The organism is Streptomyces albidus (ex Kaewkla and Franco 2022), assembly GCF_013870515.1.
In the GTDB taxonomy this organism is placed as follows: Bacteria; Actinomycetota; Actinomycetes; order Streptomycetales; family Streptomycetaceae; genus Streptomyces; species Streptomyces albidus.
Genome location: NZ_JACBXA010000043.1, coordinates 1 through 16,671, shown reverse-complemented (window position 1 = coordinate 16,671; position 16,671 = coordinate 1). Strand labels below are relative to the sequence as shown.

Genomic DNA, 16,671 nt, shown 5'->3' with positions numbered 1-16,671 from the left:
TGCCCCCGCCACACCGACGTCACGCAACGGCGCGCGACAGGAGCCAGAGGACATGCAGACCAAGCTGGATGAAGCAAAGGCCGAGCGGCTCGCAGAGGCCGCCCGGGTAGCTGAAGAGAGTCCCGCCGGGGGGCAGCACCCCGCGCGAGGCCTCGAGAACGGCGCCCTCCGGGCGTTTCTCCAGCGCTACTACCTGCACACCGCACCCGAGGACCTCACCGACCGGGACCCGGTCGACATCCTCGGTGCGGCCTTCGCGCACTACCGCTTGGCGCAGGACCGGCCGCAGGGCACCGCCAACGTACGGGTGCACACCCCCTCCGTCGACGAGAACGGCTGGACCTGCACCCACACAGTCGTCGAGGTCGTCACCGACGACATGCCCTTCCTGGTCGACTCGGTCACCAACGAGCTGTCCCGGCAGCAGCGCGGCATCCACGTCGTGATCCACCCTCAGATGATCGTGCGCCGCGACATCACCGGGAAGCTGCTCGAGGTCCTCGACGCGGGCCGCGACAAGCTCATCCCCGGCCCCGGCGGCAGGTCCGCAGAGGACCGGGAGCTGCCGGACGACGCGGTCACCGAGTCCTGGATCCACGTCGAGATCGACCGTGAGACCGAGCGCGACGACCTCAAGCAGATCACCGACGACCTGCTGCGGGTCCTGTCCGACGTGCGTGAATCCGTCGAGGACTGGCGGAAGATGCGCGGCGCCGCCCTGCGCGTCGCCGACGAGCTGGAGTCCGAGCCTCCGGCTCCGGACCTCTCGCCGGAGGAGATCGAGGAGTCGCGCGAACTTCTGCGCTGGCTCGCGGACGACCACTTCACCTTCCTCGGCTACCGGGAGTACGAACTCTCCGCGGAAACGCCCGACGGCGACGAGGAGTTGGCGCTCACGCCCGTCGCCGGATCGGGCCTGGGCATCCTGCGCTCCGACCCGCAGCACACCACCACCGTCGAGGGCCACCCCGCCTCCCCGTCCTTCAGCCGCCTCCCCGCGGACGCCCGGGCCAAGGCACGCGAGCACAAGCTGCTGGTGCTGACGAAGGCCAACAGCCGCGCCACGGTGCACCGTTCCTCGTACCTCGACTACGTCGGTGTGAAGAAGTTCGACGCCGACGGCAACGTGGTGGGGGAGCGCCGCTTCCTCGGGCTCTTCTCCTCCGCCGCGTACACGGAGTCCGTGCGCCGTGTTCCCGTCATCCGCCGCAAGGTGGCCGAGGTGCTGACCTCCGCGGGGTTCGCCGCCGACAGCCACGCCGGCCGTGACCTGCTTCAGGTCCTGGAGACGTACCCGCGCGACGAGCTCTTCCAGATCCCCGCCGACGAGTTGCGCTCGATCGCCACGTCGGTGCTCTACCTCCAGGAGCGTCGCAAGCTCCGGCTCTACCTCCGCAAGGACGAGTACGGGCGCTACTACTCGGCGCTCGTCTACCTCCCCAGGGACCGCTACACCACCTCGGTGCGGCTGCGGCTGACGGAGATCCTCACCGAGGAACTGGGCGGCAGCAATGTGGAGTTCACCGTCTGGAACACCGAATCGGTGCTCTCCAGGCTGCACTTCGTCATCCGTCTCGATCCCGGAGCGATGCTGCCCGAGCTGACGGACGCCGAGGCGGACCGGATCGAGGCCCGGCTCGCCGAGGCCGCCCGGTCCTGGGCGGACGGCTACATGGAGGCGCTGACCGCGGAGTTCGGGGAGGAGCAGGCCGCTGAGCTGGGCCACCAGTACAGCGCCAACGCCTTCCCCGAGGGCTACAAGGCCGACTTCCCGCCGCGCGCCGCCGTCGCCGACCTCCAGCACCTCAACCGGCTCGCACGTGGTGAGAACGGCACCCCGGACTTCTCGCTCAGCCTGTACGAGCCCGTCGGTGCCAGCCCCGGCGAGCGCCGCTTCAAGATCTTCCGCATCGGGCAGCCCGTCTCCCTCTCGGCTGTCCTTCCGGCCCTCCAGGCGATGGGCGTGGAGGTCGTCGACGAGCGCCCGTACGAACTGCGCTGCAGCGACCGCACGAAGGCGTGGATCTACGACTTCGGTCTGCGCCTGCCCGGATCCCACGTGCACGGGCTCGGAGAGGACGCGCGCGAGCGCTTCCAGGACGCCTTCACCGCCGTGTGGACGGGCCGCGCCGAGAACGACGCGCTCAACTCCCTCGTGCTGTCGGCCGGTCTGACGTGGCGGCAGGCGATGGTGCTGCGCGCGTACGCCAAGTACCTGCGGCAGGCCGGTGCCACCTTCAGCCCGACCTACATGGAGGACACCCTCCGCCACAACGTTCACACCACGCGGCTGCTGGTGAACCTCTTCGAGGCCCGCCTCGACCCCAGCCGTTCGCGTGCGGGCCACGAGCTGACCGACGGGCTCCTTGAGGAGCTGGACGGCGCCCTCGACCAGGTGGCCAGCCTGGACGAGGACCGCATCCTGCGCTCCTTCCTCACCGTCATCAGGGCGACTCTGCGCACCAACTACTTCCAGAGCACGGGAGCCGGAAGCAGGACGGGGGGCACGAAGGCCGCGGACGCCCGTCCGCACGAGTACCTCTCGATCAAGCTCGACCCGCAGGCGATCCCCGATCTGCCCGCCCCACGGCCCGAGTACGAGATCTGGGTGTACTCACCCCGCGTCGAGGGCGTGCACCTGCGGTTCGGCAAGGTCGCACGAGGCGGTCTGCGCTGGTCCGACCGCCGCGAGGACTTCCGTACGGAGATCCTGGGCCTGGTCAAGGCGCAGGAGGTCAAGAACACGGTCATCGTCCCGGTCGGCGCCAAGGGCGGCTTCGTCTGCAAGCAGCTGCCCGACCCGGCCGCCGACAGGGACGCCTGGCTCGCCGAGGGCGTGGCCTGCTACAAGACCTTCATCTCCGGGCTGCTCGACATCACCGACAACCTGGTCGGCATGGACGTCGTCCACCCCGAGGACGTGGTCCGGCACGACGGTGACGACAACTACCTCGTCGTCGCCGCCGACAAGGGCACCGCCACGTTCTCCGACATCGCCAACGAGGTGGCGGAGGCGTACGGCTTCTGGCTCGGTGACGCCTTCGCGTCCGGTGGTTCGGCGGGCTACGACCACAAGGGCATGGGCATCACCGCGCGGGGTGCCTGGGAGTCCGTCAAGCGGAGCTTCCGGGAGCTCGGACACGACACCCAGACCCAGGACTTCACCGCCGTCGGTGTCGGCGACATGTCGGGTGACGTCTTCGGCAACGGCATGCTGCTCTCCGAGCACATCCGTCTCATCGCGGCTTTCGACCACCGGCACATCTTCCTCGACCCCGATCCGGACGCGGCCACCTCGTACGCCGAGCGGCGCCGCATCTTCGAACTGCCGCGCTCCTCATGGGAGGACTACGACACCTCGCTGATCTCCGCGGGCGGCGGCGTCTTCCCGCGCAGCGCCAAGTCGGTCCCGGTCACTCCGCAGGTGAAGGCCGCGCTGGGCATCGAGTCGTCCGTCACCAAGATGACGCCGGCCGAGCTGATGCGGGCCATCCTCAGCGCACCGGTCGACCTGCTGTGGAACGGCGGCATCGGCACGTACGTCAAGGCGTCCACCGAGAACGACGCCGACGTCGGTGACAAGGCCAACGACGCGATCCGCGTGGACGGTCAGGACCTGCGCGTGAAGGTCGTCGGCGAGGGCGGCAACCTCGGGCTGACTCAGCTCGGGCGCATCGAGTTCGCACTGAAGGGCGGCCGCGTCAACACCGACGCGATCGACAACAGCGCCGGCGTGGACACCTCGGACCACGAGGTGAACATCAAGATCCTGCTCAACTCCGTCGTGGCGAACGGCGACATGACGGTCAAGCAGCGCAACACCCTGCTCGCCGAGATGACCGACGAGGTCGGCGACCTCGTCCTGCGGAGCAACTACGCGCAGAACGTCGCGCTGGCCAACGCCGTCGAGGGTGCTCCCAGCCTGCTCCAGGCCCACCAGCGCTACATGCGGCGTCTGGGCAAGGAGGGGAAGCTCGACCGCGCCCTGGAGTTCCTCCCCAGCGACAAGCAGATCCGCGACCGGCTCGCCGCCGGACACGGTCTGACGCAGCCGGAGTTGGCCGTTCTGCTGGCCTACACCAAGATCACGGTGACGGACGACCTGATCGGCACGGACCTTCCCGAGGACCCGTACCTCCAGCGGCTCGCCCGCGCCTACTTCCCGGAGGCCCTGCGGGAGCGGTTCCCCGAGGAGATCGTCGCCCACGCGCTGCGCCGCGAGATCATCACGACGCTCCTGGTCAACGACACGGTCAACGGCGGCGGTTCGACGCTCGTGCACCGCATGAGGGAGGAGACGGGCGCCTCGACGGAGGAGGTCGTGAGGGCGCACACCGCCGCCCGCGCGATCTTCCGGCTCGGGGAGATCTGGGACGAGGCGGAGGCGCTCGACAACATCGTCGACGCCGAAGTGCTCACCCGCATCCGCCTCCAGTCGCGGCGGCTCGTCGAACGCGGCACCCGCTGGCTGCTGAACAACCGTCCGCAGCCGCTGGCGCTCTCCGACACCATCGAGCTGTTCAGCGAGCGCGTGGCGACCGTGTGGGACGCGCTCCCCAAGCTGCTCAGGGGCGACGACCGCATCTGGCACCAGGCCATCCTGGACAAGCTGGGCGAGGCCGGAGTCCCGGCCGAACTGGCCGAGCGGGTGGCCGGGTTCTCCGCTGCCTTCTCCGCACTCGACGTGGTGGCCGTCGCGGACCGTACCGGCGTGCAGCTGCTGGACGTCGCAGCGGTCTACTACGACCTGGCCGACCGGCTCGGCATCACCCAGCTCCAGGAGCGCGTCAGCGAACTGCCGCGTGCGGACCGCTGGCAGTCCATGGCGCGGGCGGCCATCCGTGAAGACCTCTACGCGGCGCACCAGTTGATCGCGGCGGACGTGCTCTCGGAGGGCGACGGCAACGCCACCCCCGAGCAGCGCTACCAGAAGTGGGAGTCGAAGAACTCGACGATCCTCTCCCGTGCGCGGGCCACGCTCGACGAGATCCAGGCCTCGGAGACCTTCGACCTGGCCATTCTCTCGGTGGCGATGCGCACGATGCGCACGTTGCTGCGCAGCAACCGCTGACGCCCGGGCGGGCGGCTGCCGGACCTCAGTGGTTCATCCGGCGGCCGCCCGCTGCTGCACTTCCATTCGGCCCTTCCGCACACGCAGGTCCCCGACGAGTCACTCGTACGGGGACCTCCGTATGTGTGCCCACCTCGCTCCTGTGCGCCTCCCGGCAGGCGGGTGCACGCGTTCGGCCGTATCCAGAGCGCCGGGACCCTCATGACGGTCTTTAGTGGAAGAGACCCGTCAAGGGGAGGCCCATGCGCACCGAGTCGAACGCTGTATCGCGAGCACGCCGGCTCCTGGGCCGTGCGGCGCCGATCGTCGCCGTCCTGGGACTGCTGGCCGCCGGCTACGCACTGCAGCTGCTGGGCGTACTGCTCGCCGACGCCGCACTCGTCGTCAGCGGAGCCGCCCTCGGTCTGCTGACCGAGACATGGCTCCTGAGCAGCCGTCGCACCCTGGCCCGCAGCCTCGGCAGGGCACAGCTGTACCACCCCGTCCGGCAGCTGCTGAGGGACGGTCTGCTGCTGGGCGGACTGGCGCGGCTCGATGTGCTGAGTCCCCGGCCGTACGCGGCGTTGCTGCTCGTGGCGGTGCTCGGGTGCTGGGCCACGCACTTCGTGTGCCAGGGGGTGGCCGCGCGGGTGCGGCTGTCACGCAGGCTGCCGATCGTCACGCGCAACATCGACGCCTCCGCGCTCCGCCTCGGCCCCGCCCCTGCCGCACTCTTCGGCAGCAAGGGGGCGGCGCGGCTGATGGGGTGCGCCGCGCTCGTCACGGCCGGAACCACCCTCACCGCGGTGACGGGCGACGCACGCTGGGGAGCTCTGACGGCGCTGACATGCTGGACGGTCCTGCTGGCCGGGGGCGTGCACCTGGCGTGCCGACTGCTGCCCGGGCGGCGCCCGGCCGGCGAGGAGGAGGCGCTGGCCTGGCTCGACGGCTGGCTGGCCGCCTACCGGCCCACGGTCGGCATGTACTTCTCCGGCGGACCCGCCTCCGCGTACCAGGCGAACATGTGGCTCTCGACGCTCGCACAGCTGGAGGGGCGGCCGGTCATCGTGCTGCGCGAACGCTTCATGGTGCAGAGGATCGAGGCGACGGACGTCCCGATCATCTGCATCCCGAAGGTCGCTCACCTGATGCGGCTCGAACGTTCCACGTTGCCCGTGATGCTGCACCCGGCGAACTCCGGCAAGACCTCGCACGTCCTGCGCATTCCGACGATCAAGCACGCCTTCATCAACCACGGCGAGAGCGACAAGCTCTCCTCCTGCAACCCCTATGCCAAGGCCTACGACGAGGTGTGGGTCGCGGGTCCCGCCGCGCGCGAGCGCTACCAGCTCGCCGACATCGGCGTCGACGACGGCGACGTGGTCGAGGTCGGCCGTCCCCAGCTCGCCCCCGTCCGTGCGTGCACGGGGCCGCCCGAGCCCGGCCGTCGAGTCGACGTCCTGTACGCGCCCACCTGGGAGGGCTGGACGGACGATCCGGGGAACACCTCCGTTTCCCTGGCGGGGGAGAACATCGTCCGCGCGCTCCTGGCGGACCCGGGCGTGCGAGTGCTCTACAAGCCCCACCCGATGACCGGCTCCGTCGACCCGGCGGTGCAGGAGGCGGACCACCGCATCCGGACGATGATCGCGGACGCCAACGCACAGCGGTCCCCGACGGCCGTCGGGGAGTCCGCGGACGCGGCTGCCGTCGCCGAACTCGAGCAGCTCGCCGCGGTGATGGATTCGCTCTCCTCGCCGGGCTCCCGGCCGGGTGAGGACGAAGCGGAGCGGATGCTTCGTCAGGCGGCGCCTCCGCATCCGCCCGCAGCGGCCGTCCTCGAAGCCGTCGAGGCGTGGGAGGAGTGCTTCTGGCGGGCGTGCACACCCGGGGAGCACCTGGTCCTCGCCGGGCCGCGACCGGGCATCTACGCCTGCTTCAACCAGGCCGACCTGCTCATCTCGGACGTCTCCAGCGTGGTGTCGGACTATCTCAGCAGCGAGAAGCCGTACGCCGTCGTCAACACCTCCGGGCTCTCGGAGGGGGACTTCAGATCGGGCTTCCCGACCGTCCGTGCGGCCACGATCCTCACGGAGACGGCTGAGGGGATCCCCGCACTGCTGGAGTCCGTGCGGGACCCGGCGGCCGACACGATGCGCGTACCCCGCGCACAACTCAAGACGTATCTGCTGGGCCCCGACGAGCCGCCCTCCGCCTCCCGCTTCGGCAAGGCCGTCCAGGATCTGCAGATCGAGGCGATGGCTCACCGGGAGCGCAACGGCGTGCAGCAGCCGGCGCGCGTGGAGGAGCCTGCGGACGGAGCGATGGACGGCCCGGCGGACGGTCCGATGGACGAAGCCATGGACGGGGCGCTGGACTGACGGACGGGCCGGTGACCGGGGCGCCCCTGCTGCCCGGGGGCAGCAGCCGGCTCCGGTTCCCGGCCCGTCGCGACTGTTCCGTCAGCTGCTCGCCGAAGCGCTGGGCGATGAGGCGTTCGAAGGGGCTTTCGCCTGTGCGGCGTCCTTGGCGGGGACCTTCACCGGCGTCTCCGCCGGCATCGGCTGAAGCGCCAGGACCAGGTCGTTGACCAGCGAGAAGTAGAACCACACCCCGGTCTCGGTGTCGCCCAGCCGTACGCGCGGAACGAGGTCGGTCTTCTTGCGGTCGGCGAGGTCACCCAGGAGCCGCCCGAAGCGCACCGGCGCCTCGGCAGCCTCGCCCTTCTTGCCCTTGCCGTCCTTCGGGCCCGGCCGGAACCACAGGTCCCATACGCCCTTGGCGTCACCCGAGTCGAGGGCCGCCGGGAGTTCGTAGGGGAGCTCGAAGGAGAGAGCGGGTGCGCTCGCGCCGTCTTTGCCGGATGCCGTCGACGCCGCGTCCGTGCCGGATGGGGCCGGGTCCTCGCTGAGACGGAAGGGGAGTTCGAAGTCGGGCTCACCTTCCGTACGGGAGACCGCAACGACCGCGCCCGCTCCCGCCTTCGCAGCGCGTGCGGCCTGCCCGTACAGATCGGCCCGCACGGTGCAGCTGTCCGTTCCCAACTCCACGGAGGTGACCTCGGCGTGCCCGGGGCGGTGCCATGCGCGTACGGCGAGATAGCCGTCGAGCGTCGTGTAGGGCACCCAGGGGGAGAGCGCGCCGTCGGCGTCCAGCGGCGCCGGCATCGACAGGAGCCGTGCCGTCTCGACGAGTTCGGAGTGGATGCGCTTGCGCTTGCCGTCGCCAATCCGCTCCACGTAGGTGTCCCAGCGGTCTTCCGCCATCCCGTGTGCGCCGCGTTCGAGGCGTACCTCGATCCAGCCGTCGACGGCCTCGGTGCGCGGGGGGAGCGGGATGCGGTGGGGCGTTCCGCTGTCGCGGCGTGAGCGGACGACGAGCACCGAAGGTGTCTTCGGCAGCCGCTTGGCGAGCAGCCGGATCAGGAGCGAACCGTCGGTGGCGACGCGGGTGCGGGCGAGCGGGCGGCGCAGCTTCGCGGCGGGGCGGTCCGGACTGTGGTGCCTGCGCCACATCCGCAGGGCCGGACGCAGCACGGGGCCGAGGGTGAGCATCGCGGCACGGCGGAGCGGCCGGGACGGCCGGGGCGCACCCTTCGCCGCACTGGCGTTCCCGGCGCTCGCCTTCCCCGCACTCTTCGGTGCGCCGGGGGGCGGGCCTGCGGATGCGGGCGCCGACGGCGCGGACTCGGGGCGTGCGCCCGGTCCCGGCTGCGCCGTCGCCACCTGCTCGGCGAGGGCCTCTACTGCCTGTGCGCGCTCTGGTTGCCTGCCCGAGGCCCGGCGCTGCGTCAGCAGCTTCTCGATCAGCTGCTCGTACTCGCCGGCGATGCGTTCCGGTGAGTAGCGTGCGGCCTTCTCCAGCGCCGCCCGGCTCATCCGGTAGCGCAGCTCGGGGTTCTCGATGAGCTGGGTCAGCGCGTCGGCGTAGGCGCGCACGCTGTCCTTCTCCGTCGGGCCGAGCGGCGAGAGCAGTCCGTCCTCGCCGTTGTCGATGATCTCGCCGGGGCCGTACGGGCAGTCCGTGCTGACGACCGGGACACCGCAGTGCATCGCCTCGACGAGCGTCATGCCGAACGACTCGGCGTCGGACGAGACGGCGGCGATGGCGCCCTTCGCCCACTCGGCCTCGATGGGAGCGTGCGGGCCCATGAGGAAGGCGCGGTCGTAGAGGCCCAGCCTGTCGATCCTCGCGCGCAGCGCCGCCTGCTGGCGGCCGCGTCCGTACAACCGCAGGCGCCAGTCCGGGTGCCTCTCGGACACCTGGGCGAACGCGTTGATGAGCCGGTCGTAGCGCTTGACCTTGATCAGCCGGCCGGCGGCGACGATCAGCTTGCTGTCGCCGTCCGAGGGCTCGACGTCCACGGCCGGGACGGCGTTGGGGATGCAGGTGATCAGCGCGTCGCCGTCGGCGGTCTCGGTGCCGGTGCCCGTGATGGCAGCGCGGTAGTTGGCGGCGTCCGCGTAGGAGACGGTGATGAAGGCGTCGAGGAGCGGGATCGCGGCGTCCTGGTGCGAGCGCACGTGGTCGCTGTGCATGGCGTGAGTGAGGTGTTCCTGGCCGATGCGCAGGTAGCGGTCGCTGCCGTAGGCCGCCAGATAGTCGTTGATCTTGGGCCGGGTGGCGATGACGACGTCGGCGTCGGTGTCGCGCAGATACCCCTGGACGCGCAGGTCGCCCAGATGCGTGGCGATGCCTCGCTCCAAGTGGTCGGGCCCCTCGGTGAAGCGTCTGCTGGGTTCGTGGAACCGGGGGTCGTCGCCGTCGAATCCGCGAGTGCCGCGGCGCAGCTCGAGGAGGTGCGTCATGGTGACCCGGGGGTCGAAGGAGAGAGCGGTGTCCTCGACCGTGCGCCGGAGGCTGACGACTTCGACGGTGTGACGATCGGCGAGCGCCCGGGAGAGATTCACCGTGGAACGGATCGTTCCGCCGATTCCGTAGGCATTGTCCAGCAGAAAGGCAATCTTCATCTGGCCAGGTCCTCACAGGTGCTGCTCGAATTGGCATCCTTAATGCCCTATTTTGTCTGCATTGTTCCTTCGTGGTCTGAAAATAGCCAGTAGGACCTGAAGGCGACGTGTTCACCGCACAGATGTGCTCGGCAGATGTTCTTCGCGGACATGTGGCTCAAGTCGGCCGACGCCCAACAGCAGCTGAACCGCCAGTGGCCGTGTGCCGTCGGTCAGCGGAAGCCCTGCTCGGAACGCCCTTCAGGGCGTGCATGCGGGAGCGGATGGCTCGTATACAGGGCTCCAGGACGCGATTCCACGCCCCCAGTGGCCTTGCTGTTCACCGTTCCGCACCGATCTTGTCTCCGCCCGTCCGAGGAGAAGCGCTCCATGATCCGAGCCGCCACCACAGACGCCAGCGAACCCGCAGCGCCGGCACCCGAGGAATTGCCGCGGCCGCAGTCCTTCCACGATGTGCCCGGCTGGTTCTACAACACCGACATCGTGCTCTTCGACTGGTTCCTCCAGCGGCAGAGGGAGCGCGAACAAAGCGGTGACCTGCTGGAGATGGGCGCCTACATGGGCAAGAGCGCGATCATGCTGCGCGCCTACCTCCGGGGGGACGAGACGTTCACGGTGTGCGACCTGTTCGGTTCCGAGGCGCCCTCCGAGCACAACGAACGAGAGATGCGCGGCTCGTACTCGACACTGACCCGCCGTGCGTTCGAGGCCAACTACCTCTCCTTCCACGACGAGCTGCCGCGCCTGCTGCACGCACCGACGTCCGTCGTTCCCGACGAAGTCCCGGACGGCAGCTGCCGCTTCGTACACGTGGACGCGTCGCACCTGTACGAGCACGTGCGCCCCGACATAGCGGCGGCCCGCAGCGCGCTCACGCCGGACGGCGTCGTCGTCCTCGACGACTACCGCTCCTCGCACACGCCGGGTGTCGCATGCGCCACCTGGCAGGCCGTACTCGAAGGCGGGCTGCGGCCCATATGCGTCAGCAGCCAGAAGTTCTACGGCACATGGGGCGACCCCGCCGCCGCACAGGACGAGCTCCACGCGGAGCTGAGGGAGCGCGGCGACTGCTGGCTGCAGTGGCAGGAGGTGGCCGGGCAGCGGCTCCTGCTCGTGGGAGGACGCAAGGCCGCGGCCCCGCAGCTGCCGGTGTCCAGGCATGAGAAACCCCGGGCCGGAGCCCGGGGCTGGAAGGGGAACGGCGCGGGGGCGGAGGGCGCCTCAGGGCGGCGGAACGCTTCACTGTCCCGTCGCGTCGCCCGTGAGGTGCTGCCTCCCGTGATCGCCCGCCAACTGGCCCGGGCGCTGCGCGCCCGGAGCCGTTGACCGGGGCGGCCCCCGCGTCGTCCCCTGTGCAGTTGTGCTGCTGAGCTGGCTACTTCACCGCGCCGGCCATCATGCCGGAGACGAACTGGCGCTGGAAGGCGAAGAAGACGATCAGCGGAATGATCATCGACACGAAGGCTCCGGGAGCCAGCACGTCGATGTTGTTGCCGAACTGACGGACCTGCTGCTGCAGGGCCACCGTGATCGGCGGGCTGCTGGCGTCCGAGAAGATCAGAGCGACCAGCATGTCGTTCCACACCCACAGGAACTGGAAGATGCCCAGTGAGGCGATGGCCGGGCCGCCCAGGGGCAGCACGACACGGGTGAACAGCCGTACCTCGCCGGCACCGTCCAGGCGGGCGGCCTCCAGCAGTTCGCGGGGGATCTCGGCGAAGAAGTTCCGCAGAAGGAAGACCGCGAAGGGCAGGCCGAAGGCCGTGTGGAAGATGACCACACCGGGTGTGGTCTCGAACAGCCCCAGGGTGTTGAAGAGCTTGGCGACCGGGATGAGGGCCACCTGCACCGGGACGACGAGAAGTCCCACGACGATCAGGAAGAACCAGTCGCGGCCGGGGAAGTCCAGCCATGCGAAGGCGTATCCCGCGAGCGCTCCGATGATCACGACCGTGAAGGTGGACGGGACGGTGATCAGCAGAGTGGTGAAGAGCGAGCCCGTCACCAGGTCGTTCGCGAGGAGGGTGTCGTAGTTCGCCCCGGTGAGCTGTCCCGCGTCGATGATGAACGGGAAGCTGGAGTTGAGGTCGAAGATCTGCCACCAGCCCGAGACGGAGATGTCCTCCGGGCTGCGCAGTGACGAACTCAGCAGGCCGACCGTCGGCATCAGCCACACGAGTGCGACGACGACGAGGCCGAGCCGCACTGCCCAGTGGCCGGTCATGGTGACCAGCCGGGAGGCGACCGATTCCTTCTTCTGCCCGGTGGGCGGCGGAGTCGCGCTCGGCTTGGGAGCGGCGGCTGGTTCGGGCTGGGCCGCACTGACCGCGGTCATCGGCGGGACTCCCTTCGCAAGCGACGGATGTTCACAACCATCACCGGCAGGACGAGCAGCAACAGGATGACGGCGATGGCACTGCCCACGCCCTGGTTCGATCCCGCGCCGAAGGACGACAGATACAGCTGGAGGGCGAGCACGTTGGCATCGTTCTGGCTCGCGCTCGGAGCGATGATGTAGACGAGGTCGAAGATCTTCAGCACGTTGATCATCAACGTGACGACGACGACTCCCAGGACGGGAGCCAGCACCGGCACGGTGATCTTGCGGAAGACCTGCCACTCGTTGGCACCGTCGACCCTCGCGGCCTCCAGCAACTCACGTGGCACGCCCGCGAGTCCGGCCGCGATCAGGACCATCGCGAAGCCCGCCCACATCCAGATGTAACTGCCGATGATGGAGGGCGTGACCAGCGTCGAGCCGAGCCAGTCGATGCCGTTGTACGGCGCCGCGAAGTTCGATGCGGGCAGGCGGAGTTTGGCTCCGTCGGCGTCCGCCGGAAGCGAGAACGTGCCGTCGGCGGCGGACTTCGCGGTGCCGACGACCTTGCCGCCCTTCACCGCTTCCACCTTGACGCCGCTGAGCGCCTTCTCCTTCTTGTCGATGACGTCCGGCTTGCCGGTGCCACCCGGGGCGAAGTCGAGCCACACGGTCCCGGTGACCGCGCCCGCCTTGCCGGCCGGTGCGGTCTTCGCCTCGGCGGCACCCGCCGCGTCCTTCGGCGGGACGCCGACGAGCGCGAGGTTGGCCGGGCCGGAGCCGGAGACCGCCGACTTGGTGGTGAAGTCACCGCCGGCCGACTTGGCAAGCTCCGAGTTGGGCCGTGGACGGGCGCCGGGCCAGGCGGAGGACTCGGCGAAGGTGTCGTGCACGCCGACCCAGACGGCGTTGGCGACGCCCTGCTTCGGGTCCTGCTCGTAGACGAGCCGGAAGATGATGCCCGAGGCGAGCATGGAGATCGCCATCGGCATGAAGATGATCAGCTTGAACGCCGTGCCCCAGCGCACCCGTTCGGTCAGGACCGCGAAGATCAGACCCAGGGCGGTGCACACGGACGGGACGACGATGACCCAGATGATGTTGTTCTTGAACGCGGTCAGGATGTTGTCGTCGGTGAAGACCTCGACGTAGTTGCCGAGTCCGATGAAGCTCGACCCCGAGGCGTCCAGCGTGCTGCGGAAGATCGAGTACAGGATCGGGTAGACGACGAGCGCGCCCAGGAGCAGCAGCGCCGGCATCAGGAACGCGAAGGCGATCCAGGGGCGCGAGCGCATCACGGAGACGCTGGGCGGCGAGGGCTTGCCTGCCGGAGCGGCAGAGGCCGCAAAGGCGCCGTTCGGCTGGGTGGCGATGACGGCGCTGGGACGGGATTCGCCCCCTGGTGGTTCGTCTGTCGGTGGGGTGGGGGTGGGGGTGGGCATGACGGTGGTGTCCCTTGTCCGGGTTTCCAGGTCGGGTGAGGGCTGGTGATGCGGCGTCACCTGTGCCGGACCCGTCGTTCGCGACGGGCCCGGCACAGGTGGTGGTGCCGCGTGCGTCAGTCCTTCTTGTACGCCTTGACGGCTGCCGCCTCGAGGGCGCTCTGTGCGCCGGCGACGTCCTTCGGGTTCTTCAGGAAGTCCTGCAGCGCCTTCCACTCACCCTTGCCCTTGGTGCCGCCGAAGGCGGCCGGGGCCTGGTCGGACATGTCGAAGCGGAAGTCGTCACCCGCTCCGATCATCGCCTTGGCGATCTCACGCTGGACGTCGTTCGGGTAGGCCTTGAGGTCCAGGTTCTTGTTCGGCGAGACGAAACCGCCGCCCTCCGCCCACACGGCCGCGGCCTCGGGGGAGGCGAGGAAGGTCAGCAGGGCCTGTGCGCCCTTGCTCTCCTTCAGCGCCACAGCGGCGTCACCACCGGTCACGACCGGGGCCTCACCGTCGACGGACGGGAACGGGTAGACCTTCGCGTCCTTGCCGATCTTCGCCTTGGTGTCGTTGGCGACGTTGATGCCGACGAAGTCACCCTCGAAGACGCTGGCGGCACTCGGGGTGTCCGTCGAATCGAAGGCCTTCGTGACGGACGTCGGGAAGTCGGTCTGCAGGGCGCCCTTGTTGCCGCCTGCGAGCAGCTCCTTCTTCCCGAACAGCTCAGCGAGCGTGGTCAGGGCCTTCTTGACCGAGGGGTCGGTCCACTTGATCTTGTGCTGGGCGAGCTGGTCGTACTTCTCGGGACCTGCCTGCGAGAGGTAGATGTTCTCGAACCAGTCGGTGAGCACCCAACCGTCGCCGCCGCCGACCGAGACCGGCTCCACACCGGAGTCCGCGATGGTCTGGTTGTTCTTGATGAAGTCCTTCCAGGTCTTCGCCTCGCTCACGCCGGCGTTCTGGTACGCGGCGTTGTTGTACCAGATCAGGGACTTGCTGGCGGCCTTGAAGTAGACGCCGTACTGCTTGCCCTTGTTGGCACCGAGCTCCTGCCAGCCCTTGGAGAAGTTCTTCCCGAGCTGGTCCTGGGTGGCCTTGTCGACCGGCTTGAGCCAGCCCTTCTCTGCGAACTGGTTCAGCACGCCGACCTGGGGCAGCATCGCGACGTCCGGCGGCGAGCCGCCCTCGATCTTGGAACCGAGGTAGGTCGCGACGTTGTCACCGGTGGGCGTGACCTCCACCTCGGCGCCGGTGCGCTTCTTGAACTCGTCGATGACCTTGCCGAAGTTCTTGGCCTCGTCGCCCGTCCAGACGGCCGCGACCTGAATCTTCTCGCCCTTGAGCTTGGGCAGCTTGACGGTGTTCTCGTCGGCCTGGGAGGCGCCGCCCTTGTCTTCCTCCTTGTCGCCCCCGCCGCCACAGGCGGCTGTCAGCGACAGGGCCGCGACGGCGCAGAGCGCCACAGCGCCACGTGCAGTCGCCCTGGTGTTGAAGATGCTGGTGTGGCTCCTGGTGCTTGAAGTACCAGTCGCACGAACCCTTTTACGCATAGCTCCCGCCGTCCCCATCGGAGGCACGATGCCCGATTTCGAACGCCGTGCCGTTTTGGTCACAAGGCGTGAGGGCTTCTGGTCCACTCCCTCAGTCCCGTGCGCAAAGTCCTACGCCTGAACGCGGAGCGCCCGCAATACGTTGTCAGCTTTCAAGAACCTCATCTTGACCACTCCGTGATCTGATCGCTGCTGACGTGCCCGATTCCTGTGGGTCCAGCCCGAGAGAGCGGGCCGCCCTGCCCACCGCGCTCGCGAGCAGAGCGAGGTCCGTCGGGCCGTTGCCGAGCTCCCTCACGGGGCGGCTCGTCGGAGGGTCTCCGGCACGGGTCCAGTCGAGCGGCACGACGGTGGGACGCTGCGTGGAGGTCCGCGGGATCCGCCCGGTCACCCGACCTGCCTGGAAGGCGGTCATGGAGCCGTCAGACGCGATGAGACTGCCCCTTCCGGGGATCGCCTCCTCGTCGCCCGCGGGGTCGCCCGAGCGGGACAGTTCGGCGCGCAGCGCCGCCGCCTGAGCGACCGCCGTACCGGCTGTACGGTCCGGCCGGCCGCTCGCCGCGACCACGTGCATGCCGAGTCGCGCGCCGTCCCGAGCGACGGCCTCCAGGGCCCGTACGACGGAACCGGCGGCGGGGCGGCCCGGGTTGCCCAGAGCGGGGTCGACGAGGGTGTCGAAGTCGTCGACGAGGATGACCAGGCGGGGGACCGGAGCGCTCTGTGCGTCCAAGTGTTGAACGAAGGCCTCGTCCGTGGCGGCGGGCACATCCCGTCCGGCCGGTTCGGTGCCACGGCCTGCGGACGAGCCGGAGGTGCCACCGGTTTGGGCCTGCGTGGTGCGGAGCCGGAGCGTGCCGTGGACGGTCTCCGGCCCCTGCCCGGATCCCGTTGCGGACGGATCGGCGGTCTGCTGCTCGACGCGCTCGGGGACGACGGCCTCCGCGCCCGTACGAGCGCCGTCGCGGTGGGGGGAGTTGCGCGGTGGGACGACGCGGTGGCCGGGGCGGGATGCCCCGCGCGCGAACTCCTCGTACGTGCTCTCGTCGCCGATCAGTTCCGCGCGCCGCTTCAGTTCGCCGCTGAGGGACTGCGCGAACTCCCGCATCTCCACCGGGTCGCTCGCCGCCAGATGATGCCGCGCGTGCGGCAGTTCGAGGCAGGTCCGCAGACCGTCGCGGGCGGAGCCGTCACCGTCGAGCAGGACGAGGTGGAGACGGTCGGGCCGCCCCCCGGCGGACAGCGACGCGGCGAGCGAGCGGAGCAACTCCGTCTTGCCGGTGCCCGACGGGCCGACGACGAGGGCGTGTCCGTGCGAGCGCGTCAGCTCGGCCTCCAGCGGACCGCGCGGCCCGGCGCC

Annotated in this window: 8 protein-coding genes; 3 read left to right on the top strand and 5 right to left on the bottom strand. The window is 69.6% G+C overall.

The genetic code is table 11. The features are described from left to right. Positions 1-52 precede the first annotated feature (52 nt). Both H5J26_RS10090 and H5J26_RS10085 read left to right on the top strand, forming a co-directional pair. On the top strand, positions 53-5,071 hold the full coding sequence (locus tag H5J26_RS10090; protein WP_181765425.1) for an NAD-glutamate dehydrogenase: 5,019 nt from the start codon (positions 53-55) through the stop codon (positions 5,069-5,071). 242 nt (positions 5,072-5,313) lie between these two features. Next, a complete protein-coding gene (locus H5J26_RS10085; protein WP_181765424.1) occupies positions 5,314-7,431 on the top strand; it encodes a hypothetical protein in 2,118 nt (705 codons plus the stop codon). Between the two features lie 81 nt (positions 7,432-7,512). On the opposite strand, the gene H5J26_RS10080 is transcribed toward H5J26_RS10085, so the two are convergent. Then, positions 7,513-10,020, bottom strand: a complete 2,508-nt coding sequence (locus H5J26_RS10080) for a glycosyltransferase family 4 protein (RefSeq protein ID WP_181765423.1) — start codon at positions 10,018-10,020, stop codon at positions 7,513-7,515. Positions 10,021-10,389: 369 nt separating this feature from the next. Between H5J26_RS10080 and H5J26_RS10075 the strand changes: the two genes are divergently transcribed. Beyond that, positions 10,390-11,346, top strand: a complete 957-nt coding sequence (locus H5J26_RS10075) for a class I SAM-dependent methyltransferase (RefSeq protein ID WP_181765422.1) — start codon at positions 10,390-10,392, stop codon at positions 11,344-11,346. 49 nt (positions 11,347-11,395) lie between these two features. Here the strand turns inward: H5J26_RS10075 and H5J26_RS10070 are convergent, their stop codons facing one another. The 4 genes from H5J26_RS10070 to H5J26_RS10055 form a co-directional block, all read right to left on the bottom strand. Beyond that, positions 11,396-12,355 carry a carbohydrate ABC transporter permease gene (locus H5J26_RS10070; RefSeq protein WP_181765421.1) on the bottom strand — a complete coding sequence of 320 codons (960 nt, stop codon included), beginning with the start codon at positions 12,353-12,355 and terminating at the stop codon, positions 11,396-11,398. Next, a complete protein-coding gene (locus tag H5J26_RS10065) occupies positions 12,352-13,632 on the bottom strand; it encodes a carbohydrate ABC transporter permease (RefSeq protein WP_181765438.1) in 1,281 nt (426 codons plus the stop codon). Before H5J26_RS10065 ends, H5J26_RS10070 begins: the two co-directional genes overlap by 4 nt. A gap of 263 nt (positions 13,633-13,895) precedes the next feature. Then, a complete protein-coding gene (locus tag H5J26_RS10060; RefSeq protein WP_181765420.1) occupies positions 13,896-15,314 on the bottom strand; it encodes an ABC transporter substrate-binding protein in 1,419 nt (472 codons plus the stop codon). A 145-nt stretch (positions 15,315-15,459) separates the two neighbouring features. Continuing rightward, positions 15,460-16,671, bottom strand: a 1,212-nt coding sequence (locus H5J26_RS10055; RefSeq protein ID WP_268933055.1) for an FtsK/SpoIIIE domain-containing protein, incomplete at its 5' end; no start/stop codon positions are given.